Origin of the sequence: Pseudomonas sp. GM78 (genome assembly GCF_000282475.1) — a bacterium.
In the GTDB taxonomy this organism is placed as follows: Bacteria; Pseudomonadota; Gammaproteobacteria; order Pseudomonadales; family Pseudomonadaceae; genus Aquipseudomonas.
In genome coordinates this window covers 32,997-57,542 of the sequence record NZ_AKJF01000137.1, presented here as the reverse complement: position 1 = coordinate 57,542, position 24,546 = coordinate 32,997, and the positions used below count along the sequence as shown (strand labels likewise).

20 protein-coding genes and 1 pseudogene are annotated in these 24,546 nt (G+C 55.5%); 16 read left to right on the top strand and 5 right to left on the bottom strand.

Features of this window, described 5'->3' with window-relative positions:
- Both PMI35_RS35470 and PMI35_RS09410 read left to right on the top strand, forming a co-directional pair.
- A pseudogene (locus tag PMI35_RS35470) lies at positions 1-158 on the top strand (hypothetical protein); the annotation flags it as partial.
- A 514-nt stretch (positions 159-672) separates the two neighbouring features.
- Positions 673-1,053 (top strand): hypothetical protein, encoded by a 381-nt coding sequence (locus PMI35_RS09410; RefSeq protein ID WP_008062681.1) that lies wholly within the window; start codon positions 673-675, stop codon positions 1,051-1,053.
- Between the two features lie 105 nt (positions 1,054-1,158).
- Here PMI35_RS09410 and ilvA read toward each other — a convergent pair whose 3' ends face one another.
- Complete coding sequence (ilvA, locus tag PMI35_RS09415) at positions 1,159-2,172, bottom strand: threonine ammonia-lyase, biosynthetic (RefSeq protein WP_008062680.1); 1,014 nt, start codon at positions 2,170-2,172, stop codon at positions 1,159-1,161.
- A 351-nt stretch (positions 2,173-2,523) separates the two neighbouring features.
- Here ilvA and PMI35_RS09420 point away from each other — a divergent pair, with 351 nt between their 5' ends.
- Positions 2,524-2,979 carry a VOC family protein gene (locus tag PMI35_RS09420; RefSeq protein ID WP_008062679.1) on the top strand — a complete coding sequence of 152 codons (456 nt, stop codon included), beginning with the start codon at positions 2,524-2,526 and terminating at the stop codon, positions 2,977-2,979.
- 14 nt (positions 2,980-2,993) lie between these two features.
- Here the strand turns inward: PMI35_RS09420 and PMI35_RS09425 are convergent, their stop codons facing one another.
- Positions 2,994-3,923 carry a LysR substrate-binding domain-containing protein gene (locus tag PMI35_RS09425; protein WP_008062678.1) on the bottom strand — a complete coding sequence of 310 codons (930 nt, stop codon included), beginning with the start codon at positions 3,921-3,923 and terminating at the stop codon, positions 2,994-2,996.
- A gap of 229 nt (positions 3,924-4,152) precedes the next feature.
- Between PMI35_RS09425 and PMI35_RS09430 the strand changes: the two genes are divergently transcribed.
- The 12 genes from PMI35_RS09430 to PMI35_RS09485 all read left to right on the top strand — a co-directional run bounded on the left by PMI35_RS09430 (position 4,153) and on the right by PMI35_RS09485 (position 22,169).
- Complete coding sequence (locus tag PMI35_RS09430) at positions 4,153-5,439, top strand: dicarboxylate/amino acid:cation symporter (RefSeq protein ID WP_008062677.1); 1,287 nt, start codon at positions 4,153-4,155, stop codon at positions 5,437-5,439.
- 10 nt (positions 5,440-5,449) lie between these two features.
- Complete coding sequence (locus PMI35_RS09435) at positions 5,450-6,985, top strand: amino acid racemase (RefSeq protein ID WP_008062675.1); 1,536 nt, start codon at positions 5,450-5,452, stop codon at positions 6,983-6,985.
- Positions 6,986-7,019: 34 nt separating this feature from the next.
- Positions 7,020-7,835 (top strand): DUF1206 domain-containing protein, encoded by an 816-nt coding sequence (locus tag PMI35_RS09440; RefSeq protein WP_008062667.1) that lies wholly within the window; start codon positions 7,020-7,022, stop codon positions 7,833-7,835.
- 186 nt (positions 7,836-8,021) lie between these two features.
- On the top strand, positions 8,022-8,462 hold the full coding sequence (gene tspO / locus PMI35_RS09445; protein ID WP_008062666.1) for a tryptophan-rich sensory protein TspO: 441 nt from the start codon (positions 8,022-8,024) through the stop codon (positions 8,460-8,462).
- A gap of 208 nt (positions 8,463-8,670) precedes the next feature.
- Positions 8,671-11,076, top strand: a complete 2,406-nt coding sequence (locus tag PMI35_RS09450) for a glucose/quinate/shikimate family membrane-bound PQQ-dependent dehydrogenase (protein ID WP_008062665.1) — start codon at positions 8,671-8,673, stop codon at positions 11,074-11,076.
- A 259-nt stretch (positions 11,077-11,335) separates the two neighbouring features.
- Positions 11,336-12,478 carry a carbohydrate porin gene (locus PMI35_RS09455; protein WP_238543193.1) on the top strand — a complete coding sequence of 381 codons (1,143 nt, stop codon included), beginning with the start codon at positions 11,336-11,338 and terminating at the stop codon, positions 12,476-12,478.
- Positions 12,479-12,726: 248 nt separating this feature from the next.
- Positions 12,727-13,419, top strand: a complete 693-nt coding sequence (locus PMI35_RS09460) for a 3-oxoacid CoA-transferase subunit A (RefSeq protein ID WP_008062661.1) — start codon at positions 12,727-12,729, stop codon at positions 13,417-13,419.
- A gap of 8 nt (positions 13,420-13,427) precedes the next feature.
- A complete protein-coding gene (locus PMI35_RS09465) occupies positions 13,428-14,069 on the top strand; it encodes a 3-oxoacid CoA-transferase subunit B (RefSeq protein WP_008062660.1) in 642 nt (213 codons plus the stop codon).
- A 788-nt stretch (positions 14,070-14,857) separates the two neighbouring features.
- Entirely contained in the window at positions 14,858-16,942 is a 2,085-nt protein-coding gene (locus PMI35_RS09470; protein ID WP_008062659.1) for a hypothetical protein, read from the top strand.
- Positions 16,939-18,510 (top strand): hypothetical protein, encoded by a 1,572-nt coding sequence (locus PMI35_RS09475; RefSeq protein WP_008062658.1) that lies wholly within the window; start codon positions 16,939-16,941, stop codon positions 18,508-18,510. Before PMI35_RS09470 ends, PMI35_RS09475 begins: the two co-directional genes overlap by 4 nt.
- 123 nt (positions 18,511-18,633) lie before the next feature.
- Complete coding sequence (locus PMI35_RS09480) at positions 18,634-20,469, top strand: patatin-like phospholipase family protein (protein WP_008062656.1); 1,836 nt, start codon at positions 18,634-18,636, stop codon at positions 20,467-20,469.
- Between the two features lie 50 nt (positions 20,470-20,519).
- Positions 20,520-22,169 (top strand): phospholipase effector Tle1 domain-containing protein, encoded by a 1,650-nt coding sequence (locus tag PMI35_RS09485; protein WP_008062655.1) that lies wholly within the window; start codon positions 20,520-20,522, stop codon positions 22,167-22,169.
- Between the two features lie 123 nt (positions 22,170-22,292).
- Here the strand turns inward: PMI35_RS09485 and PMI35_RS09490 are convergent, their stop codons facing one another.
- Together PMI35_RS09490 and PMI35_RS34165 are read right to left on the bottom strand one after the other, a co-directional pair.
- Positions 22,293-22,886 (bottom strand): hypothetical protein, encoded by a 594-nt coding sequence (locus tag PMI35_RS09490; RefSeq protein ID WP_008062654.1) that lies wholly within the window; start codon positions 22,884-22,886, stop codon positions 22,293-22,295.
- A gap of 69 nt (positions 22,887-22,955) precedes the next feature.
- Positions 22,956-23,444 (bottom strand): RICIN domain-containing protein, encoded by a 489-nt coding sequence (locus tag PMI35_RS34165; protein WP_081504853.1) that lies wholly within the window; start codon positions 23,442-23,444, stop codon positions 22,956-22,958.
- 263 nt (positions 23,445-23,707) lie between these two features.
- On the opposite strand from PMI35_RS34165, the gene PMI35_RS34735 reads away from it, so the two are divergent.
- Complete coding sequence (locus tag PMI35_RS34735; RefSeq protein WP_157295766.1) at positions 23,708-23,848, top strand: hypothetical protein; 141 nt, start codon at positions 23,708-23,710, stop codon at positions 23,846-23,848.
- A 75-nt stretch (positions 23,849-23,923) separates the two neighbouring features.
- On the opposite strand, the gene PMI35_RS09500 is transcribed toward PMI35_RS34735, so the two are convergent.
- A complete protein-coding gene (locus PMI35_RS09500; protein ID WP_008062652.1) occupies positions 23,924-24,538 on the bottom strand; it encodes a dTMP kinase in 615 nt (204 codons plus the stop codon).
- Positions 24,539-24,546: the final 8 nt, after the last annotated feature.

The window sequence follows — 24,546 nt, the reverse complement described above, 5'->3', positions numbered from 1 at the left end:
GCGTACTGCAATCCTGGGCTGATGGCGAATGGTTCGTTAAGCGCCCTACCCTGGCCGACAAGATCAGCCTGCGCGTGTTCAAGGTGACTGGCGAGACCAACACCGACGACCTGTCCCCTGCGCCTGATGCCTGGATTTCCAACCAGATCCCAAAGCATCTTTTTTTGAAAATCAGCATCCATCACCCTCTGGACTGGGACCGTCAGAGGTCGGGGCGACGAGGCTAAGGACGGCGGGGAAAACTAAGTCTATGAACATCAATCGATGAACAATCGCGCTAATTTCGAAAACATTGAGTTAGCAATCTCCGACCCGTGAGCTGCTTATGAACATCTAACATCGCCCATAAGTTAAATTGCATATCCTCTCCGTTTCCCTACCGTCCACTTTTCCCTTGTCATACATTGCGCCAGTCCTGCGAACTAAAGCGGCAGTCGCTATTTGATGCGACTCCAGACGTCTCTTCGCTGAACCCGTTGAACACCTTTGCCAAGGCTGCCTGAATCCGACTCCAAAGTGCCTATGGGCGCACCGTTCGAGGGTTCTGATGACGATCAGACACTTGATGCCAAAAAGAGGCGGAGAATTGATTCTGGCAAGCGATGAGCAGACATTTTATTTGCGATTTACTCTGATACGCTGCCGAAACACTCGTTTACAGGAGTTGCTCGCATGATTGGCAAGTTGATTTCGACGGGTTTCAGTTTGGCCACCTTGCCCGCCCGCCTGACTTTTCGCAGTGTCCGCGCCTTGGCCATGACGCCTGCCGAAGCCAGCCGTCTGCTCGCGGACATGCGTCAGGCATCGGATCAGGCGGTGCAGGAACTCCAGGGGCTGTTGGCCAACGTCGATGCGGACATGACCCACAAAACGGCGCACCTCAGTGCTGCCGACAAGCGCCTGGCAGCCGAACTGGCCCTGCACGCCGCCGAACAACACCTGAATATGGCCGCGATCAACATTCTGCGGGCCGTCTGGCTGACGCTTCACTCGACGCCGCACTTGCCGCCAAGCAAGCCTGATAAGCGGCTTGAACAGACACGTAACGACTAACAGACCGTCCGGCGGATCGGTCGATCCGAGCGAGAAATGGAAGCTCAGCATCCTTGAATCGGCGCTTCATGTGCAGGCCGGGTCAACAAGCTTTGGAGTCCACCATTACGCTGACGCCTCACTCGATGCGACGCGTTCGGCTACATGCCGTAAAGAGTCGAAATTGATATTGGCACCGGAGTCGATCGCGATCAGCGTCTGATCCCGCACACCCGTTCGCGCCACGTATTTCTTGATGCCAGCAACGGCCAGAGCGCCAGAAGGCTCAGTGATAGAGCGCGTATCGTCGTAGATATTCTTCATCGCAATGCAAAGCTCATCGTTACTAACAGTCAGTACCTCGTCGACGCAAAACCTGCACACCTCAAAACCGTGTGCGCCGATCTGTGCGACCGCTACACCATCAGCAAAGGTGCCCACACTTGGCAGCACCACTCGATCATCGGCCTGTAGGGCTGCGTACAAACAGGCTGAATGTTCCGACTCGACCCCAATGATGCGCACCTCTGGCCGCAAGTATTTGACGTAAGCCGCGATGCCGGCGATCAAACCGCCACCGCCTACCGGAACAAAAATGGAATCCAGTGCCCCTTGATGCTGACGCAGAATTTCCATGGCGACCGTGCCCTGCCCGGCAATGACATCCGGATCATCGAAAGGTGAAACAAACGTTTTGCCGGTTTGGCTTGCCAGGTCTAGCGCATGAGATAAGGCAAACGGAAAACTTTCTCCGTGCAGCAGCGTCTCGGCACCGCGACTGCGCACGCCGCCCACCTTCAACTCTGGCGTCGTAGCGGGCATTACGATGGTTGCCTCGATGCCCAACTCCCGAGCCGCCAGTGCCACGCCCTGGGCGTGGTTGCCGGCGGACGCGGTAATCACGCCGCGAGTTTTTTGCTCATCGCTCAGGTTAACCAGCTTGTTGTAGGCGCCACGAATCTTGAAGGAAAAGGTCGGTTGCAGATCTTCGCGCTTGAGCAGGATCTGGTTACCCAATGCCAAGGATAATGCGGGTGCCGGCTGCAGGGGCGTATGCACGGCCAGTTCGTACACCGGCGCGGCGAGGATCTTTTTGACGTACTGCTCAAGTAGGGTTTGTTGGTCGAGTGTACTGGGCATGATCGTCTCCTGACATTGATCAGAGCCCCGAGACAGAAAATGAAAACCCGCCTCTAGGGCGGGTTGGGTGCTGCAGTCGTGAGCTAGCCCGCCAAATGAGGAATGGCGGTAATAATGCTTGGCTGGCAGCGCAATACGATGGAAGTCATGTTCAGAAATTAGCTGGCGGCTGATTGCAAGTCAACAGCCAAACTCCACAAGCCTCGGCTGTCATACGCCCGGTTTGTTGTCCCGGGAAAAGAAACATTAGATCCGTCGCCCAGATAATTGACGCCTGGCTCACAATCAGTGCATCGAGGAAACCGTTATGGCGTGTTTACCATGGACGCCGTTTCAACAGGAGGACTGCAAATGGATCTGAAATTCAGTCACGTAGATGTACTGGTCAAGAATCTCGACGAAGCCTGTGCTTACTACGCGCAGGTACTTAACGCCAGGATCTCCAAAACCCTCGTCTGGAAACGAGGTGGTCTGCATGTGCGCTACGCGATTGCGCTGATGGGCCAAGAGCGTTTCATGCTGGTACAGCCGTTGGCGGGGAATCTGAAAGAGCTATTGGATACGTCCGGTGAAGGGATGATTTACCGCCACTGCTACTCGACACCGGACATTGAGAAAGCCTATGACGAATTGATGGCCGCCGGTGTTCAGCCAGAAGACGAAAATGGAAAGCCATTGGCTCGTGCGAACCTGCAATCCCCGTCTGGCGCACGCATCATTTGGTTGCCCAAACGCTTCGGGCACTTCTCTATTGAGATACTGGAAGATAAAGCGCTAGAGGCATTTATCGAGGCTGCGTTTTCCTAAAATTGGAGCTCCGATCAACTGGCCGTTTTGCCATGGAGATCGCGGGAAGCTCCTTCGAGGGTTTTCCACAAGCTGCGCATCGTAGGGTTCTCATTCGTAATGGAGCAGTAGGAGCGTATCTCCAGTCGCGTGCTCCATTCATCACCACCCGCTTTTACCAACTGTCCTCGCTGAAGCTCGTCCATGACAGCGCTTTGTGGCAACCATGCCACCCCATAACCCTCGACTGCCATTCGCATCAGTAGCATCGTCATATCCGCCTCGTAGCACCGCTCCAACATGCATGCAGTCGGGCCATTCTTTATGACGATGTCGGCAACGCGACCTAGAAAAGTCGTGGCTGTATAAGCGAGGTGAGGAACTGTTTTGCTGGAGGTACCCGGTAAGGGATACAGCGGATTCCCTTCGCTGTCAGGTGCGCACACAGGAATGAACGCGTCATGACCCAAGGTCAAACTTCCGAACTTTTCCGAATCGAGAAGAATTGGCGCCAAGGGGTGATGATAGACAATCATCAGATCACAACTCCCCTCCTCCAGAGATATGACCGCGTCGTGGATGTTGGCGGCAACGACCCGCGCATTGAATTGCTCATTGTGCTGCTGAAATTGCTTCAGCCATTTCGGCAGGAATGTCATCGACAGACTGTGGCCGGCAGTGACCTGGATGGATCGCCCTGGCATCCGCTCTACCTCGCGAAGGCTTGAGCGCAGCCTCATTAACCCCGCCAATGCCTCGCGACTTTCTTCACAAAATGTGCGGCCAGCAGAGGTCAGTTGGACAGGATAGGTGCCACGATCGACCAACTCCGCACCTACCCATTCTTCAAGTGACTTTATACGCCTCGACAAAGCCGACTGGGTCACACAACGAACCTCCGCAGCCCGAGAAAAATTCTTCCACTCCGCGACCGCCAGAAGGTCATCCAGCCATTTGATTTGCATACCGACACCTCATGTCCCGAATGGGCAGTTTACTGCGCCCCAGTGAGGAACAAGCAGCAGATTCGAAAACTATTCCAAAAGCGCATGAGGCTATCGGGATTACTCATCACGCCCTTCCAAGCCCGACCCTAGAATCGAAAACGTTGGAGCGAGGCCACAGAGCTTCGACCGAATGACACTTGTCTCCTGCCAAGTAAAAAAAGCAAAAAAACCACTTGAGGAAAGCTCCGTGAAGAAAAATAAACTTCCGCGTCGGATCGCAATTGGCATCGCCTTAGGCGTGCTTGTCGGTTGGGCGTGCCACCACTTCGCAGGGAGCGAACAAAGCGCCAAAGAGATCGCGTCTTACTTCTCGATGGTCACCGATATATTTTTACGCATGATCAAGATGATCATCGCGCCTCTCGTGTTCGCCACCTTGGTCGGCGGCATTGCCAGCATGGGAAACTCTCGCTCCGTTGGGCGCATTGGCCTGCGAGCCATGGCCTGGTTCGTTACCGCTTCGGTGATATCGTTGGCAATCGGCATGGGACTGGTGAACCTGTTCCAACCCGGTGCAGGACTGAACATGGAGGTCGTCCAGCACGCGGCGAGCCCCGTGGTGAACACCGGGGATTTCAGCCTCAAGGTTTTCATCAGTCACGTGTTTCCCCGCAGCATTGCTGAAGCAATGGCCAACAATGAAATCCTGCAAATCGTGGTGTTCTCGTTGTTCTTCGGGTTTGCCTTGGCGGGTGTGAAGCGGGCCGGTTACACAACGATTGTCGATGGCATCGAAGAGCTGGCCAAGGTGATGTTCAAGGTCACGGACTTCGTTATGGCTTTCGCGCCAATAGGCGTCTTCGCAGCCATCGCATCGGCCATCACTACTCAAGGCCTCGGTTTGATAGTCGATTACGGAAAATTGATTGCCGAGTTTTACCTGGGCATCGTGATTCTGTGGTGCGTGTTGTTCGCTGCCGGCTACCTGTTCCTGGGGCGCTCAGTGTTTACCCTGGGCAAGCTCATCCGCGAACCGGTTCTGTTGGCATTTTCCACTGCCAGTAGCGAGTCCGCGTATCCAAAAACCATGGAAGCATTGGAGAAATTTGGCGCACCGAAGCGCGTATCCAGTTTCGTCCTTCCGTTGGGGTATTCATTCAACCTTGATGGCTCGATGATGTACCAAGCGTTCGCCATCATGTTCATTGCTCAGGCCTACAACGTCGACTTGAGCTTCACACAGCAACTACTCATTTTGCTGACGCTGATGATCACCAGCAAGGGAATGGCAGGTGTAGCCCGAGCATCGGTGGTTGTGGTGGCGGCTACGTTACCCATGTTCAATCTTCCCGAAGCCGGCATTTTATTGATCCTCGGCATTGACCAATTCCTTGACATGGCCAGGACTGCCACCAACGTGGTTGGCAATAGCATCGCGACGGCTGTGGTTGCCAAGTCAGAACCCCATGAAGAGGCTGAAGACGCGCCAGGCACCATATCTGCGCTCCCAACCCCCACTGTAGCCACCGCTTGAGAGCATAGACATGAAAGGTCAATCGAAGCCGTCCAGCAAGTCATCGTTTGCTCGCAAACTAGGTATCGTCGGCGGACTTGGTTCACTGGCCGGCGGCGATCTTTTCTACAAGCTGGTGAAGTCCCGAGCGGTTTTGGAGGATCAAGGCCGCTATCACTTCCTGTTTGAGCAACACCCCTTCAAGGACGTCCTGATGCCCCTGGATCGGGGAACCAGCATGACCTCCAGAAAGTTCTATGTTTTCCAGGTTTGTCAGACATTCGAGGCCAGCGAGGTCAATGCAGTTGTACTGCCTTGTTTTGCCAGTCACACCTTTCGTGAGGAGATCCAGGAGGAAATTGGCATACCCGTTCTGGATATGATGGCGGCGCTACGAAAGCACGTGGATCATGTCGCTGAACGCGGCAGTACGTTGGGAATCATCGCGTCTGACTATGTTCGGCACTCAGGACTGTTTGAGCGCTATTTCGGCAATGACTTCAAGCTCGTTTATCCAAACGATAACAAGCAATCCGGGTTGATGGGCGCCATGTACGGGATTAACGGCATCAAGGATGGATACCTTGACGGTGTGCCGCTCGAATGTGTCTATCAGGCCTGCCTGTCGCTTCAGGATCAGGGAGCCACAATCATCTTGCCTGGCATGACTGAGCTTTCATTGGTTTGTGGTGATCTGCAACGGCGTGGTCTCACTGTACTGGATATCAACGAGATCTATGCCGCTTTCGCCACCTTGGAGAAAGGCCAATCGACCCGCCCACCTTTCAAGCTTGGGATAGTGGGCGGCGTTGGGCCGGCGGCAACTGTCGACTTCATGGGCAAGGTCGTTGCGCATACACCGGCAGGTCGCGATCAGGAACACATCAAAATGGTGGTGGAACAGAATCCCCAAATCCCTGATCGCACCGCCAACCTGCTGTATGACGAAACCGATCCGACGATGGCGATGTACGCAACATGCAAGCGACTTGAAAGCTCGGGTGCCAATGCCATTGCGATTCCATGCAATACCGCTCACGCATTTGTAGAGCGCATCCAGGCGCATTTACGTGTACCCATTGTGAATATGCTGACAGAGACCATTGAAGCCATCGTGCAGCGTTACGGTGCTGGTAAAACCGTCGGGCTGCTCGCTACGTCCGGCACAATCAAAAGTCAGGTTTACCATGAGGCAGCGAGGCTAGCTGGGCTTAAAATAATTACCCCTGGTGTTGACTACCAAGCGTTGGTGATGGAATCGATATACGGAGATCACGGCATCAAAGCAGGTTTCACAGAGGGTATATGCAAAGACCAGCTCCTGATCGCCGCAGAGCACTTATGTGAACTGGGCGCTGATGTGCTGATCCTGGGATGCACGGAGCTACCTCTGGTGCTGGAGCATAGCGAATCCTGCATGATCAAAAATCATGAGGTCGCATTGGTTGACCCGACAACCATTTTGGCATTGAAGTGCATTGAGCTTGCCCGAGAAAATACGCTAAAGCCTGGTCAGCCAGCTGGCTTGCCGATTACTTCTACCTCTGAACCCCTCCCGAAGCGATAGGTCTGCTCTTATATGACCTTCGGGAATAAATCCAATGTCCACTCAACACACCCTTGTCATGCTCGCTCGAGGCGGATATGCCGCTCGGGGCATTCTGTATCTGATCATAGGTATCTTCGCTCTGCTGGCGGCTCAAGACTCGACAAAACCGAAGGACAGTCAAAAAAGCCTGGAGGCGTTGTTAACCCAGCCATTCGGATATGTCCTGGTTGGGCTAGTGGTGGCTGGTCTACTCGCCTTCGCAGGGTGGCGTCTGGTGCAAGCGATTCGCGACGTCGATCATCACGGTACGAAACTCAAAGGGTTGGTTATTCGCGCAGGTTTGTTAGTGGGAGGTTTGATCAACGGCGCTCTTGCGTTTTTTGCATTGGGGCTGCTCATTAGCGGCGTCAGAAGCTCGGGCAGTTCCGCAGGTGGGGAGACGAAGGATTTACTGGCGCATCTTTTGTCTTGGGATCACTCAAACGTGCTGGTTTACCTCGTGGCGCTCGTCCCTCTAGGCGTAGGAATCGCTCACATCATCAAGGGATGGAAGGCGTCGTTCGAGAAGTACTTTGAGGCTGACGAAGACGTGATGCGCTATGTACGCCCGGTGTCTCGGTTTGGACTCATAGCCCGAGGAGTGGTGTTTATCGAGATAGCCCTGCTCCTGGTGATCAGCGGCTCCCGTTATCAAACCACTGATCCACCAGGCATGAAGGAAGCCCTCGATGCTCTGCAGAATCTGCCCGTTGGCGGTTTGATCTTGATGGTGATGGCGTTGGGGTTGATCGCCTTTTCGGCTTACAGTTTTTCAGAAGCCGCTTGGCGCAAAATCAATATGGATGTGCCGGGAGTACCGAGATCATAGTCGCCAGGTGCCCCTGATGGATGCAGTCCGCGAGAAATTGTGAATTTTTCGCCCTGGGCACTCTCTCTATTTCGAGTGCTTTGGCGACTGCAGTATGGCAATCAGATGTTCTGAAGCCAGTGCTTACTTATCGGGATTCATACGCCTTCACAACTCAAGATCACTGACCCTAGACAAGGAATGATCATGACCTTTTATATTTTCCTTTTGGCCTGCGCAGCGGCGGCAAGCACAGGCATCTTTTTTAAACCCGGTCAGTGGTACGAATCTCTCGCTAAACCCGGCTTCACGCCACCCAATTGGTTATTTCCAGTCGCTTGGACGACGATTTATCTGTTACTCGCCTGGGCCGGATATCGGTTGACCCAGATACCTGGTAGCCAGGTAGTGCTGGCTTTATGGGCTGCGCAGATTGCGCTTAATACGCTATGGACACCGGTGTTTTTCGGTGCGCAACGCATTCTCGCCAGCATGTTGATCCTGACGCTGCTCTGGCTGGTGGTCGCTGTAATGGTAGTGATGGCTTTGCGGCTTGACGTGATCACCGGCTTGATCCTGTTTCCTTACCTGGCTTGGCTTTGTTTAGCCGGTGCGTTGAATTTTTCCATATTGAGCAAAAACCGATGAGTTGATCTGGACCTGTCATAAATCCGCTCTCCCCTGACAAAAACGAGCCTTTTGTTTACGTTCGACGATCCCTGCAATCCTTGAGGCGCGCCGCTCCTCGATCAGGCGCGTAATTGAGCAGTGAAATACGCTTCATTCCGAATTAATGATTTAACTAGATAGTTAGCTATCTATATAATGCACAGATCATATCAACGGGACACTTAACGTGAAGCAGAGTCAACGCCTCTCGGGCATATCAAAATTCATTCTGGTCGGGTTGGGCGTGATCATCGCCCTCCTCGGCTTGGCACTGGCTACTGGTGGCATGAAATTGGTCAGCCTGGGAGGGTCCTGGTACTTCCTGGTGGGTGGGCTGGTGATGGCCATTTCCGGTCTGCTGATCGCTCGCTTCAAAACGGCCGGTGCCTGGTTGTTCGCCGCGTTTCTGGTGGGCACGGCGATCTGGGCTGTGTGTGATGCCGGGCTGGTTTTCTGGCCGGTATTCTCACGCCTGTTCATGTTCAGCGCCGTTGGCCTGGCGGTCACGCTGGTCTACCCGCTGCTCAAGCGTGCCAATGGTAGCGTCCCAGGTCGCGGTGCCTATGGCATCGCGGCTGTGTTGGCGATTGCGCTGGCGGTGGCCGCTGGCAACATGTTCGTTGCGCACCCGACTGTTGCCGCCACGGGCACTGGCCCGGGCCTGACGCCGGTTGAGCCGGACAAGGCGCAAAAGGACTGGGCTCACTACGGTAATACCGAAGGCGGCAGCCGCTTCGCAGCACTGGATCAGATCAATCGCACTAACGTCGACAAGCTGAAAGTCGCGTGGACGTACCACACCGGTGACGTCGCCGAGAGCGATGGCAATGGCGCCGAAGACCAGCTCACTCCGCTGCAGATCGGCAACAAGGTGTTCATCTGCACCCCACACAACAACCTGATCGCACTGGATGCCGACACCGGTAAGGAACTCTGGAAAAACGCGATCAACGCGAAGTCGAAAGTCTGGCAGCGTTGCCGTGGCATGGCTTATTTCGACGCCACCTCCGCAATCGCTCAGCCGAGCAATTCGGCGATCATCGAAGCCAAACCGGCGCCAGCTGCCAATTGCCAGCGTCGTCTGCTGACCAACACCATTGATGCCCGCCTGATCGCAGTTGATGCTGACACCGGCGAGTTCTGCCAGGGTTTCGGCAACAACGGTCAGGTTGATCTGAAGGCAGGCCTGGGTGAAGTTCCGGACAGCTATTACCAGTTGTCTTCCGCACCGCTGATGGCCGGCACCACCGTGGTGGTTGGCGGTCGCGTGGCCGACAACGTGCAAACCGACATGCCGGGCGGCGTGATCCGTGGGTTCGATGTGATCACCGGCGCCATGCGTTGGGCATTCGACCCGGGCAACCCGCAGGATCGCAACGCGCCGGCCGACGGCAGTACTTACGTGCGCAGCACGCCGAACAGCTGGGCGCCGATGTCCTATGACCCGGCGACCAACACGGTTTTCTTGCCAATGGGCAGTTCGTCCACCGACATCTATGGTGTCGAGCGCAGCAAACTCGATCACACCTACGGCGCCTCGATCCTGGCGCTGGACGCCAGCAGCGGTGAAGAACGCTGGGTCTATCAGACCGTTCACAACGACCTCTGGGACTTCGACCTGCCGATGCAGCCGAGCCTGATCGACTTCACCAAGGACGGCAAAACCGTCCCGGCGCTGGTCATCGGCACCAAGGCCGGGCAGATCTATGTGCTTGACCGTGCCACCGGCAAACCGCTGACCGAGGTTGAAGAAGTGCCGGTCAAAGCGGCAAACATCCCTGACGAACCGTACTCGCCCACCCAGCCGAAATCGGTGGGCATGCCGCAAATCGGTGCTCAGCACCTGAGCGAATCCGACATGTGGGGCGCGACCCCGTACGATCAGTTGCTCTGCCGTATCGACTTCAAGAGCATGCGTTACGACGGTTTGTACACTGCGCCGGGCCTGGACAAATCGCTGAGTTTCCCAGGCTCACTGGGCGGCATGAACTGGGGCAGCATCTCCACTGACCCGGTGCACGGTTTCATTTTCGTCAACGACATGCGTCTGGGTCTGTGGATTCAGATGATCCCATCGCAGAACAAAGGTCAGGCCACTTCCGGTGGCGAAGCGTTGAACACCGGGATGGGCGCGGTTCCACTCAAGGGTACGCCTTACGCAGTGAACAAAAACCGCTTCCTGTCGGTGGCCGGCATTCCTTGCCAGGCGCCACCGTTCGGCACGCTGACCGCCATCGACATGAAGACGCAGAAAGTCGCCTGGCAGGTTCCGGTCGGCACCGTTGAAGATACAGGGCCGCTGGGCATCCGCATGCACCTGCCGATCAAGATCGGTCTGCCAACCCTTGGCGGTACCCTGTCGACTCAAGGTGGCTTGATCTTTATCGCCGGCACTCAGGACTTCTACCTGCGCGCGTTCAACAGCGGCAACGGTGAGGAAGTGTGGAAAGCGCGTCTGCCCGTCGGCAGCCAAGGTGGCCCGATGACCTACGTTTCGCCGAAAACCGGCAAGCAATACATCGTCATCACCGCCGGTGGTGCGCGCCAGTCGACCGATCGCGGCGACTACGTGATGGCTTACGCCCTGCCGTAAGCCGCTGTGCCCGCCTCACTGGCGGGCAAGCTCTCTGTGCGCGGCACCTTCGGGTGCCGCGCCGCTCTGCGAAATCATTCAAGATTCCACCTGGAAGACTCACATGTTTTTGGCTGTTCGCTTTTCTCATGCAGGCTGGCTCCACGGCTTGCTGCTGGGCCTGACCTGTAGCGCCACCCTGCCCGCCTTCGCCGATACCGATTCGAACCTTTCGACCCGCAATACCCTGACCGGCGATTGGGGTGGTCTACGCCACCAGATGGACGAAAACGGCATCAAGTTCACCGGCGACTACAGTGGCGAAACCGCTTACAACGCCGATGGCGGCCTGCACCGTTCGGCTCGTTACTCGCAGAACATCAAGCTCGGCGCGCAGTTCGACCTGAGCAAACTGTATGGCGTGGATAACGCCGGCAAGATTCAGCTGGCTATCAACGACCGACGCGGCAATAGCGCCTCCGAGGATCTGGTCGGCAACCGCCTGCCCATCCAGGAAAACTACGGCGGTCTCTACACTCGCCTGACTGAACTCAGTTACGAGCGCAGCCTGTTCACCCCGGCGCTCAACGTGAAGCTGGGTTACATGGCCATGGGCAACGACCTCGGTGGCCTCGACAGTGGCATTCTCTGCAACTTCATGAACGCCGGTTTCTGCGGCCATCCGCTGAACATGTCTGGCGGTAGTGGCTGGACCAACTACCCCAACGCCCACTTGGGCGTGCGCATGAAGTACGACCTGTCCTCGTCTTGGCAACTACGTGTGGCGGCCTTCAATGTCGATCCTGAGAGTAACGGCAATTCCAGCCGTGCCTGGCATCTGGGCCCGAAACATACGACCGGCACTGTGGTACCGATCGAACTGGTGTACAAGCACGCGGGTGAGTTGCCCAGCGAGTACAAGGTTGGCTACTACTACGACAGTTCCGACGTGAAACGCATCGGCAGCGATAAAGAAGTGTCCGGCCGCAGCGGTCATTACCTGCTGATTGATCAGGCTGTGTGGAGCTCGCAATCGTCCGAGGGCCGCAGTCTGCACGCCTTCGGCCAATACTCGGCGGCCAGCGAAGCGGCTTCGCCGTTCAGCAAGTGGTACGGCACCGGCGTGGTTCTGTACAAACCGTTCGAGGGTCGCCCGCGTGACACCGTCGCTCTGGGCTATGGCCGGGCTGTACCTAACCCGCGCAGCCGCGATGTGCAGGAGGACGCCGCGCTGGCCAATGGCACAACGTTCCCGAATCTGGACAGTGCCGAACAACTGATCGAGCTTGGCTACGGCTACCAAGCCACTCCTTGGTTGACGCTGCGCCCGAATGTGCAATACATCATCGAACCCGGCGCGTTTTCCGGCCAAGACATTGACAATGCGCTGGTGCTCGGTTTGCAGGTGAAAGCTGCGCTCTGAACTTTCGATCAGGGAACCTCAAAGAAACAGCCCTGTCGACCGTCTCCCTGCGATTGACGCCAGGGTCTTTTACTCATTCCCGTTCAACTACTCACGGTTTCGTTCGCTAATCGCACGACATTACATGCCAGGACACCCTCCTTGCCCCATTGTTTGGCACGCTATGCACACCTTAGCCGTCACGATGATCCAATCGAGTTTTTTCCATCAGATCATTCTGTTCAGCCACACAAAAACGGGAGTACGTCTTGATCAACAAAACATTTGAATCCGTCGCTGCAGCACTGGACGGCATTGCCGACGGTTCGGTCATCATGGTGGGTGGCTTCGGCACTGCCGGCATGCCGTCGGAGTTGGTCGATGGTGTCATTGCTTCGGGCGCTCGCGAGCTGACCATCATCAGCAACAATGCCGGCAACGGTGAGATCGGTCTGGCCGCATTGCTCAAGGCCGGGCGCGTTGCCAAGGTCATCTGTTCGTTTCCGCGCCAATCCGATTCCTATGTATTCGACGAACTCTACCTGGCAGGCAAGGTGCAGCTTGAGGTTGTGCCACAAGGCAATCTGGCCGAACGCATTCGCGCGGCTGGCTCTGGAATCGGTGCGTTTTATTCGCCAACTGGATATGGCACGTTGCTGGCCGAAGGCAAGGAAACCCGAGTGATCGACGGTCGCAATTATGTGCTGGAAATGCCGTTGCATGCCGATGTCGCACTGATCAAGGCTGAAAATGGCGATCGCTGGGGCAATCTCACCTATCGCAAAGCCGCGCGTAATTTTGGTCCGATCATGGCGATGGCAGCGAAAACGACAATCGCCCAGGTCAAGCGGATCGTCGAGTTGGGAGAGTTGGACCCCGAACACATTGTCACGCCGGGGATCTTCGTTCAGCGCGTGGTCGCAGTGCCGCACGCCCCTATTTCGAATGCCAACGTCAACTGAGGCCCGCCATGACTGTTATGAAAAAACTATCGCGTAGCGAAATGGCCCAACGTGTGGCCGACGATATTCTCGAGGGCTCTTACGTGAACCTGGGCATTGGCGTGCCCACGCTGGTGGCCAACTACCTCGGTGATAAGGAAGTGTTCCTGCACAGTGAAAACGGTGTACTGGGCATGGGCCCGAGTCCTGCACCGGGGGAAGAAGACGATGACCTGATCAACGCGGGCAAACAGCATGTGACGTTGCTGGCCGGTGGTGCCTATTTTCACCACGCCGACTCGTTCTCGATGATGCGCGGTGGGCACATCGATATTGCCGTGCTTGGCGCCTTCCAGGTTTCGGTCAACGGCGACCTTGCCAACTGGCACACCGGCGCCGAAGGTTCCATTCCCGCAGTGGGTGGCGCGATGGACCTCGCGACAGGCGCGCGTCAGGTGTTCGTCATGATGGATCACCTGACCAAGACTGGCGAAAGCAAATTGGTGCCGCAATGCACCTACCCGCTGACCGGCATTGGCTGCGTGACTCGGATTTATACCGACCTGGCTATTCTGGACGTCACTGCGAAAGGCTTGAAGGTCCGGGAGATTGTCGCTGATATCAGCTTTGAGGACTTGCAAGCGCTCAGTGGCGTGCCGTTGATTCGATAACGGATCAAGTTTGCGTGGTCACGCAGCAATGTGCCGGACGGTTTCAAGCTCGTCCGGCAACGGGTGTTCACAGGCTCAAACGAGCATCAACATGGCGCTGTATTGGCTGCAAGCAATAATAAAAGTAGCGGGGCAAGGAAGGTAATATATTTAAACTCCATTTTTGAGGTTGAACCAGATAATAACTCAAGGCTTTAAGGTGAAGCCCAGGTATCATAAAGCTAATGCAATTGGCATAAAAATTCGCTTGTTCGATTTCCTTCACTCCCGCCACGACAATAAAAACGAATCCCGAAAAAACCAAAAATAAGTACGACCCAATTATGTCGTTAAATACGTTATTCGTTTCTTGTACGCAAAACTCTACAAGTCACTTTCTGCCAAAAGACTGGCGCCAAAAAAACTTAATGTTTTTGCCGGCGCATTTGAACTATGGGCAGTCGCTACCAGTGCCGGCTAGCACTCTCAATACCTTTTCGTAATAAGCGTAACTCACTTTTAATAGAAGCAGCCTCATTTTGCGTGGCTAAACTTCTGTTCAAGGCCCTTCACAAGTGGATTCAACGGATTGTAGGTGTAATTGGTTTGCGCAAAAATACTTTAGCGCAAGTTCAGTTTTCAACTATGAACTGGATCTCCCTCTGGCTCTAGACTTTAACTCTAAATAGGTGGACCACTCTTGCTCCAGTAGAAGTTACCGGCTAGCTGATGCAGTTGAAGATTTATCGGCGGTTGGACCAGGGTGAAATAGCGTTTATTCCTCCTTTTCGCCAACGAGGACCGAAACGATGACGGATATCCAGCAGCTGGTTCCACGGGTGCCAAAGCCTCCCATGAGGCGGCTGCGCGTATACGCTTTCGATCCACAGTCTTCGGTCGAACTGAAGACTGCGATCATTAATGACGCGGTCATTGAGCTTCCATGGGAAACACGTTGGGAAGACCAGTTGGAGCCAGGGCCCATTAACGACTATCTCGAGGTGATCGATTACGATCCCAGTTCAGACCTTTTTTACGCCCCTGTCGATCTCAACGCGCCCTTTCTGCTGGCTCAAGATGGGTTACCACCGTCCGAAGGTTGCCCACAGTTCCATCAGCAGATGGTGTTCGCGGTTGCGATGCGCACGATCCGTAATTTCGAGCGGGCGCTTGGGCGAGTGGTCTTGTGGGCTGGCGACAGGAATGCATCTAAAGACACTCCGGATCGGAGCTTCACACGTCGGTTGCGGATCTATCCCCACGGCCTTCGCGAAAAGAATGCCTATTACAGCCCCAGCAAGCGCGCGCTGCTTTTCGGGTACTTCAAGCATCCAGAAGGCGATACCGCTTCCAGTAGCTGGGTCTTCACTTGTCTGTCGCAAGACATCGTTGCCCATGAGACAACACATGCGATTCTTCACGGAATGCGGCAGCGCTCGATCGAATCCACCAATCTCGACTCACTGGCCTTTCATGAGGCTTTTGCCGATATCATCGCGCTGCTCCAGCATTTCAGTTTGACGAATGTCGTACGGCATCAGCTGGCACAGAGTAAAGGTTCGCTGCGCGAGCCGGGCCTGTTGAATGGACTTGCACTTCAGTTTGGTCACGCTACGGGACGCCGCGGGGCGTTGCGCTATGCACTGCAGTATCTAGGGTCTCCCGTAACATCGGCCGGTGCTACATCCCGGGCCGATAAGAAAGGCAGTGGCGAAATCAAGCCACCCAAGAAACTCTCTGAAACGTTCGAAGCGCACGAGCGTGGTGGCTTTCTCGTTGCTGCCATCTTTGATGCATTCGTCACCATTTACGAGTATAAGACTGCTGATCTCTTTCGCCTCGCGCGGTCGAGTGCCGCACCCAATCAGGATTATCTCTCTGCAGAACTCGTTGACCGTTTGGCTGTTGAGGCCGGAAGAGCCGCGGACCAGGTGCTTCGCATGTGCGTGCGTGCGCTGGACTATACCCCCCCTGTTGACCTGCACTTTGGCGAATATTTGCGGGCAATTATCACGGCCGATACTGATCTGGTGGCTAACGACCCGATGCGTTATCGCATCGCTTTCGTCGAAGCCTTTAGAAAGCGTGGCATCACCGTGCCCGGTTGCATCTCGATGGCACCTGACAGCTTGCTATGGGATGAGCCGGATCTTTCTGAGACCCCCGAGTTTGGTGAAGCCGGCGGGAATCCCGAAGAGGGGCTCAGCAACGTCTTCTCCGAACTGTTGGCCACACTCAAACTGTCCATTTCACTCGGGCCCATGCACACGTCTAGTGTGCATGGAGCCTCTGGCGGGGGGCGACGCAACCTCCGCGAAGCCGCTGTCGGCGTAATCCAGCGTAACCAGTTACTCATTCACGAGTGGTTCAAGGAAGACAGTGCGTTCGACGAGGGGTGGGAGAAGCTGGTCGGCATGCGTCTGCTTGCCTTCGATGATCCTCGTCGCAAGGCACCGCTGACCAACGTCCCTACATTGTGGACAGGCAAAGCGAATGAGAATGGCGAATTTTCCAAGGTTCCGAAGTTCGAGGTGCATTCAGCGCGGATCGCTCGGCGAGCCGGACCCGAAGGGCAAGAGACGCATCAACTCATCATCCAGATGACGCAGAAACGACGTGGGTACGACGATTCGATCGACCAAGAGAAGGCGGATGCCGGTGACACTGCTGTCCTCGCGCGTGACCCTGACTTCTGGTTCCGCGGCGGCGCGACCATTCATATTGACCTGCGCGATGGCAAGCTGATTCGGATCATCAGAAAGAATGTTTGCGACGACAAACGCTTGGCTGCCCAGCGTGACTTCCGTACAGGCAAAACGTCGGGACAGGCGATTGGCTCACGTGTAAGCGCCAATCTTGAGCCATTTGCCTTCCTGCACAGGAGCTTCGAATGACTCGACAAAAGAAAGGCGCCCCCGCTAACGCGAAGAGCCAGATAATCGTACGCATGTACCGGGCGTTGGGTGCTCAAGGGCGCGAATATGCCGGCTTTCTGGGCGATTGTTTCCTTATCCGCGTGCTCAACGGCAATGAACCACCTGCACATATCCTGATCGACTTTGGCATTCTGATGGGCAGTGCGCAGGCCGAAGCACGTATGCGGCAAATTGCTACCGATATCGTCAAGACGACAGGTGGCACCTTCGCGGCGGATGGCAGCGTACTGACAAAAGGTTCGCTCGATTTGCTGGTCATCACACACGAACACTGGGACCACATCTCTGGTTTTTCGCAGGCGCAAGACATCATCTTCGGCGGCCTTGCCATCAATAAACTCTGGATGGCCTGGACCGAGGATGACAACGATGCCTTTGCCAATCAGCTACGCCAGGATCGCGACAAGCGCGGGGTTGCATTGGCGGCTCTTTCCGAAATCATTCAGCAGGCTGCGGCGAGTCCAACCCCATCGCTGTTTGCCGCCGATCGGCAGGTTGCACTTTCCGGCCTCGACGCTTTTTTAGGGCCACTTGTTGCAAACAGTGGGGCCGAGCCGGTCGATGCCGCGCTCGGTGCCGCGCCGGTCAAAACCAAGCGGCTTAAAGGCCGCGACATCATGGAAAAGGTCAAAGCTGAGGCGCTCTCCAGGGAATTCCTGTCACCCGGTCAGGTTATCGCCGCTCCTGGAGCACTGAAGGCCTTTGTTCTCGGCCCTCCGCGCGATTGGGAGAAGCTGAAAAAGGACAAACCTTCGTCGGGTCCGGCGAAAGAGACGTATCTGGATAACAGGGCCTTTGAGGATCTTCTGTTTCGCTTGGTCGACGGTGAGTCCCACGACCCCGATAACGACTTGCCGTTCGCAAACCGATCACATCGCATCCGTACAGACCAGGTTCGCGCGGCGGACAGTGCGTCGAGCGCCATCGATGTAAACACCGACACCGGTATTCTCCGATGGCTCAATCAGCACTACTGTGCTGGGTCCGACAGAGACGGACGCGATCAATCGCGTCGGGCAATCGATTCCGATTGGCTCGGTGCCGCCGGCCCGCTTGCTATGCAACTCGACTCTGACACCAACAATACGAGCCTGGTGCTTGCGTTTGAGCTTCCCGACGAAACCTTCATGCTTTTTCCTGGCGATGCACAGGTTGGCAATTGGTTGTCTTGGCACGATCAGAACTACAAGGACGACACCCGTGAGCTCTCGGCGACTCAGATTCTCGGGCTTGTGCGCTTTTACAAGGTCGGGCACCACGGCAGTCACAACGCAACGCTGAAGGACAAAGGCCTCGACCTGATGACTCACCGAGAGCTGGTGGCAGCTATTTCCACTGACGAGGCTTTCGGCAACCAGCAAGGCGCCAAAGGTTGGCAGATGCCTAATCCTCATCTGAAGGAGGCCATCCTGGCCGCCACCAAAGGGCGAACGTTTCGCAACGATGACTCCCTCAATGCGGACTACACGCCGTTCAAACACTCTCTGAATTCCACAGATCTCTATCTTGAGTACACCGTGTTTTAATCCGACGGAGCAAGCACCATGGTTTTCGATCTGGAGCACGCCAAACAATTTCTTGCCACCGCCAGCTTACCGCCGCAAATCGCGAGCGTTGAACTCGGCGCCCTCTGGCGGGAGAGATAGATCATGGCCAAATGCCCCTTTGCCGAACAGCGCCCCATTACCGGTACCAGCGGGAGCTACACGGGCGGCGTGTTCAAAATTGTCCATCACACGACGGAGGGTGGTAGCGCAGAGGGCGCCTTTACCGCGTTCAAGTCCAACCGGTCGGACCCGCACTTCACGGTGGACGCCAGCAAAATTTACCAGCATATCGACACCGACACAGCGGCGCGCTCGCTACGCAATGCAGAAGGCGGTGTACAAACCAACCGAGATCGAGCCCTGCAGATAGAAGTTGTCGGTTTCGCCGGTAAACCCAAAAACAAAGCGACGCTGAAGAACCTGGCCCGCCTCTGCCGTTGGCTCGAGCAGATTCATGACGTCCCGTTGGTTTGGCCGGCGGGGCTGCCCAAGCCCGCAAAAAACGGCAAGGATCCGGGCGGTCATTTGCGCAGTACGGAGAACTGGGCCAAAGGCGGACATTTCGGACACTGCCATGTACCCGAAAACACACACTGGGATCCCGCATATACAAAGACCGAGGTCGAGTACCTGATGGCGGCAAAATTTGATGCCGCCGGCAAGTTAACCAATGCCCAGGATCCTGCCGTTGTAGCACTGGAAAATCAGCCGATGGCAATAGACGGCGATACGACGTTCGAGATCATGGCGGATCATGCCGATGTTGGGGAGGCACCAACGAGGAATGTACAGCCCGTCAATGTCGCACTGAGTGAGCAACCGGAACCTGCAGCGCGTCGCCCGGAGTCAGGCGCGGGACTGTGTCTATCCGGCGGTGGTTACCGCGCAATGCTGTTTCACGTGGGAAGCCTTTGGCGCCTCTATGAAAGCGGTCAGCTCTTTGGGCTGCAGCGTATTTCGAGCGTGTCGGGCGGCTCGATCACCAGCGCGGTTCTCGCACTGGCCTGGAAGCATCTACCTTTTGATGGTGCTCGGGCGCCCTTCGAGGCCCGTGTGGTCGGGCCCATTCGTGAGCTTGCAAGACGCACGCTTGACGCCGAAGCGATCATCGGCGGCATTCTGCTTCCCGGCAGTATTGGGGATAAAGTCGCTGCGGCCTATGACAAGTACCTCTTCCACGGGGAAACATTGCAGGCCCTGCCTGATACCCCTCGCTTTGTAATCAATGCCACCAACGTGCAATCCGGCGTGCTGTGGCGTTTCTCCAAACCTTATATGGGTGACTATCGCGTTGGCCGCATCGAAAATCCTGATTTTTCGATCGCCCGGGCGGTCGCAGCCTCTTCAGCCTTTCCACCAGTGCTATCACCGCTGACCATCGAACTTCATCCGGCCGCATTTAAACCTGGCTCGGGCGACGACATGCAACGTCCACCTTTTACCTCTGATGTCGTACTGGCCGACGGCGGCGTTTATGACAACCTGGGCCTGGAGACCGTTTGGAAACGCTACGAAACGGTGCTTGTCAGCGACGCTGGCGCCAAAATAAAACCAGAGGAAGAGCCTAAACACGATTGGCCACGCCACGCCTATCGCGTCCTGGATCTGATCGACAATCAGGTGCGTAGTCTTCGCAAACACGCGCTCATAGCGAGCTATCAAGCCAAACCTGATGATGCCGGCAAACGCCTGGGAACGTATTGGGGAATAGGCACCCCGTACGATCACTATTCGGGTCGCGCACTCACTCTCAGCTGCAAACCTGCGCGCACTCAGGAGCTGGCCGGCATCGCTACGCGTCTGAAGCGGCTGGATGAGGAGTTGCAGGAACGATTGATCAATTGGGGATACGCGGTTACGGATGCGGCTTTACGCACATACGTCGATCCCCAGCTGAATAAACCCAACGCGTTTCCCTATCCCGATAGCGGTGTCTGATACGAGACATCGAATGTTGTCCCCTCCCGCATTTCGTAAGGAGACCAGGCATGCCTTCTTTACGTCTCATCCTGCTTTTTGATGGCACCGACAACACGCCCAAGGATCGCACCAACGTCTGGCGTACCTATGGGTTGCTCGCGGAAAAAGACGTGAATGGTGTTCCCCAGAAAAAGGAATACATCACGGGAGTCGGTACCGACGTTGGCGAATTCGTCCGAGGCAGCATCTTTGGCCAGGGCGTTGCCCGCAAAATTCGTGAAGGCTACGAATGGCTGGTCGAGAATTATCAGGACGACACGGAGATTTACGTCTTCGGCTTCAGCCGCGGCGCGTTCGCCGCTCGCAGCCTCGTGCAGATGATCGCCATCTGCGGACTTGCACGCCCGGACACGCTCAAGGAATGGAGCACCAAGGAAATTTTCGACCGCTATGCAGATATTTCGCAGCAGGATAGCGAGGTCATCCGCCCCATGTGGCGATTGCGCTACTGGCAGGGCCACCCGGCGGAGGCGCCTCCCGGCTGGCATCCCGACCGTTTGGAGGCCCGCCTCATCGATGACGTCTACGTGCGTGCGGTGAAGATCCGTATGGCCGGCCTGTGGGACACCGTTGGCGCCATCGATGCCGACGCCCTGCAAAACAAAGACGCACACCGCGGCAAATCCGCCGCTCACAACGTGCGACCCACACGTGCTCAGGGATACGGCTACCATGCCCTCGCCATCGACGAACACCGCCCAATGTTCGAGGCCTCCCTGTGGCGCGCCTTCGCCGAGACGGGAAAGGAAGCGCAAACACTTGACGATTTCACTGAATGCTACGAGCAACGCTGGTTTATCGGTGCGCACTCCGACGTTGGTGGCGGCTACCAGGACGATGATCTACCCAATATCACCCTGCAGTGGATGATGCAGAAGGCCACTGCGCTCGGCCTTGCGTTCACTCACACCATCGAGCCCCGCCCTGGCGCGTGGCACGACCCCATTCACGACAGTTTCAAAGCCTTCGCAGGTCAAATCCTCAACATCTGGGACGAAATCAAAAACGGCGACCAGCGTAATTACCGGGATATCGGCAGGCTACCCCGCAGTATCGTCACGTCTGGAGGTACGGCCGGCTCCCTGTGCACCATTAACGAAACCATTGATGATTCCGTGCTACGCCGCTGGCAGGAGGACCCGACCTACCGCCCGCCCAAGCTGGTGGAGTACTTTGTTCGAAACCCCGGTAAGCTTCCCCACGGTACAACCACGGCGCAACGCACTCAGCGCATCTACGCCGAAAAATACTGGAACCCGACCGGTGTGTTCCTGCGCGCCGGCGTCCGTTACCGAGCCCACGTCGTGCCCGGGGTTGGCGAACCCTTACGCGATCTCAAGTACATCGCGCGCAGTATCGACGGCGAGGACTGGGACAGCGTCGCCCACAGGGCTGCCTCACTCGTCCATGGCAAACGCAAGGATGACGCCAAATGGTTCGCCCTCATTGGCACCGTGGACAAGTACCACCCTTGGGTAATGAAAGACGGTGGTGAGTTCACCGTGCCCGTCAGCGGCCAGATGCTCTGCTACTTCAACGATGTGCAGATCGAACTAGGGTTTTACGATAATAATTCTGGCTGGGTTATGTTGGAAATTGAGCGGACTCTAGCCATCGGCGCGCTCCGCGAGGGGGGATCCTGTGGCTCTTGTCGTTAAGCCATGCGAGGAGCACCCATGCGCAATTGCGAAATCTTCGAGATCAGAAACTGGTTCTGCCGAAAGAGAAAGGCTCATGGAAGGCACATAAAGCGAATATCACTTGAGATCTGATCTTTATGATTATTCCAGAATTTCAGACAATGAATTTGAATGAGTGCCATTTTTGTTGTTGTACGCATCAATCATTGCCTTCGCCAACTTTTGCGTATCGATCTTTTGATTAATCGGCATTATTTCCCCACCCCTCAAGCCAAGCAACTCCAAGTAGTAGTAGTTAATTTTATCCAAATCAACTCCATCTTTGGCCAGGCGCCTGTTTCCAACAAGCACCAGGCACCCTTCCGCTAATCGATGATAGTGCCGATCCGAATCACTCAGCCATTCAAGCATTGTATTATCACCGCCACTGACACTATTGCGTATGTTTGCTTTTTGGAGCGCCTGCAAAAGCTCCTTTGATGAGGTTAGAGTCGAAATAGGCGGTAACAACGATCCCTCTCTTGTGTCCGATTCGTTGTCTGGCACTTGGCTGCCAGGAGTGCTCTGACTGATCGGCGTCGCCTCAGTGGGACTGGAAGGCTTCCTTGCTCCCAAGAGGTCATTTTGAGAAAGCGTCACTATCAAGGCCGTCAGGGCAGCGATGACAGCAGCGATTCCAGAAAGAATGCCTGGAAGGGTTTTCCACCATGTACCTTTTTCGTTTCCTTCATCCATTGTTCGGCTCATCGAATGAGTGCCACTTGGAACACTTACGCCCGTTGTCGGTTGCACACCGAAGTATCTTTAACCTGGTGCAGGTTGAAATTTCCACTCCACGTTCGGCTGGTCTACACAATCCCACTGCGTGATGGCATCTCCGTTTCCTTGAGTTGCGCCATGCTGATGAACACATTTCCCGCTATGCTGAAACTTCAAGAAAAAATATCCGTCACTTGCTGGTATCTGTTTCAATTTCACGTTCGGCTGGTCTACACAATCCCACTGCGTGATGGCACCTCCGTTTACTTGAGTTGCGCCCTGTTGATGAACACATTTTCCGCTATGCTGAAACTTCAAGAAAAAATATCCGTCGCCTGCTGGTATTTTCTCCAGTTTCACGTTTGGCTGGTTCACGCAGCTCCATTGCGTGATGGCATCTCCATTTCCTTGAGTCGCGCCCTGCTGATGAAGGCACTTACCACTATGTTTCGCCACAACAAAAAAATACTCTGTGGCATTAGCTTGTGAGTAATTAGCCAAAAAGCAAAAAGCCAATAAGATGATTTTCTTCATGCTAAAGGCCCTCTCAGCCTAAAGATTAAGTATCGATCCTTTGCAGAGGCTTTCGCAAATCACCTGACTACTAAGTGACATGGACTACAAGCCCATTGACCTCTATCAGCATAGATAGCGATCCCAAGAAGTCCAGTATCTGGTCGCGGTAAGGTGGGCGTTCTCATTTGAGGTAAGTCGAGTCGTTTCCGGAGCAGGACCGCCGTAATCACCTCGCGAGCCTCCTCGCCCGCTTCGAACTGTCCGGCGGCACCATCGTCAACGTGGTCCAGTTCGCCGCAATCGAAGCGATCGCGGCAAGTCGCCGGTCGATCCGCCTGAGTGACGCGGTGACCGGTGTGCAGCGGGAGTTCGAAAAAGAAGGCAAGGTGTTTCGCAATCTTGTCGAGGAAGCCCCGGAATGACAGCGGTATCAATCAGCTAGCCCGGATGCAACTGAACACGTGTCTAGACGAGCAACATCGACCTTTAATCGTAGGCTACCCATCAAGGACTCTATAGATCTGCGAAATCACCTGCATCGTTGCGTCTTCAATCGTTCCTTCATTACGGCATAAAACCCAGTCGTGATCTGCAATCGCACGCTCGAACGCCTTGGTACAAGCGACATGTTCTTCCAGCTTATGGATCACAGTACTGCTCAGCCCACGCCGTCGAGCCGCTGCCCTTGCCCATGAAACTTCAGGGTTGGTGACAACCCCGACATGCAAGTCTGGCACTCGCACGTTCCGATGAATGTTCAACTGTAGAATCTCTGCAAACGGGACTATCCGGCGAAACGCGGCATCAGATGGGTACCAGCGATCGATCAAGATGATGCTGCCTGGTGGCTGTTTAGCCAGCACGTTGTGGGAAATCCAGGCACGGCTATCAGCAAAGCGCTCACAAACCTCCAACTCCAGATCCCGGGAGGGATTTCTGACGAATTTGTTAACGAGGGCCATTGTTTCACCCCTGAAGGGATCGCTTTTTCTCTCGCAAAGTCGGATCACCTTTTGGTTGTCGGCCCTCAGTGCTTTCGTAACGGCCTCCAACAGCGTGGTTTTGCCGGCTCCCTTGGGCCCATCCAGAGAAACAAACAGCGGACGATTCATTCTTCACA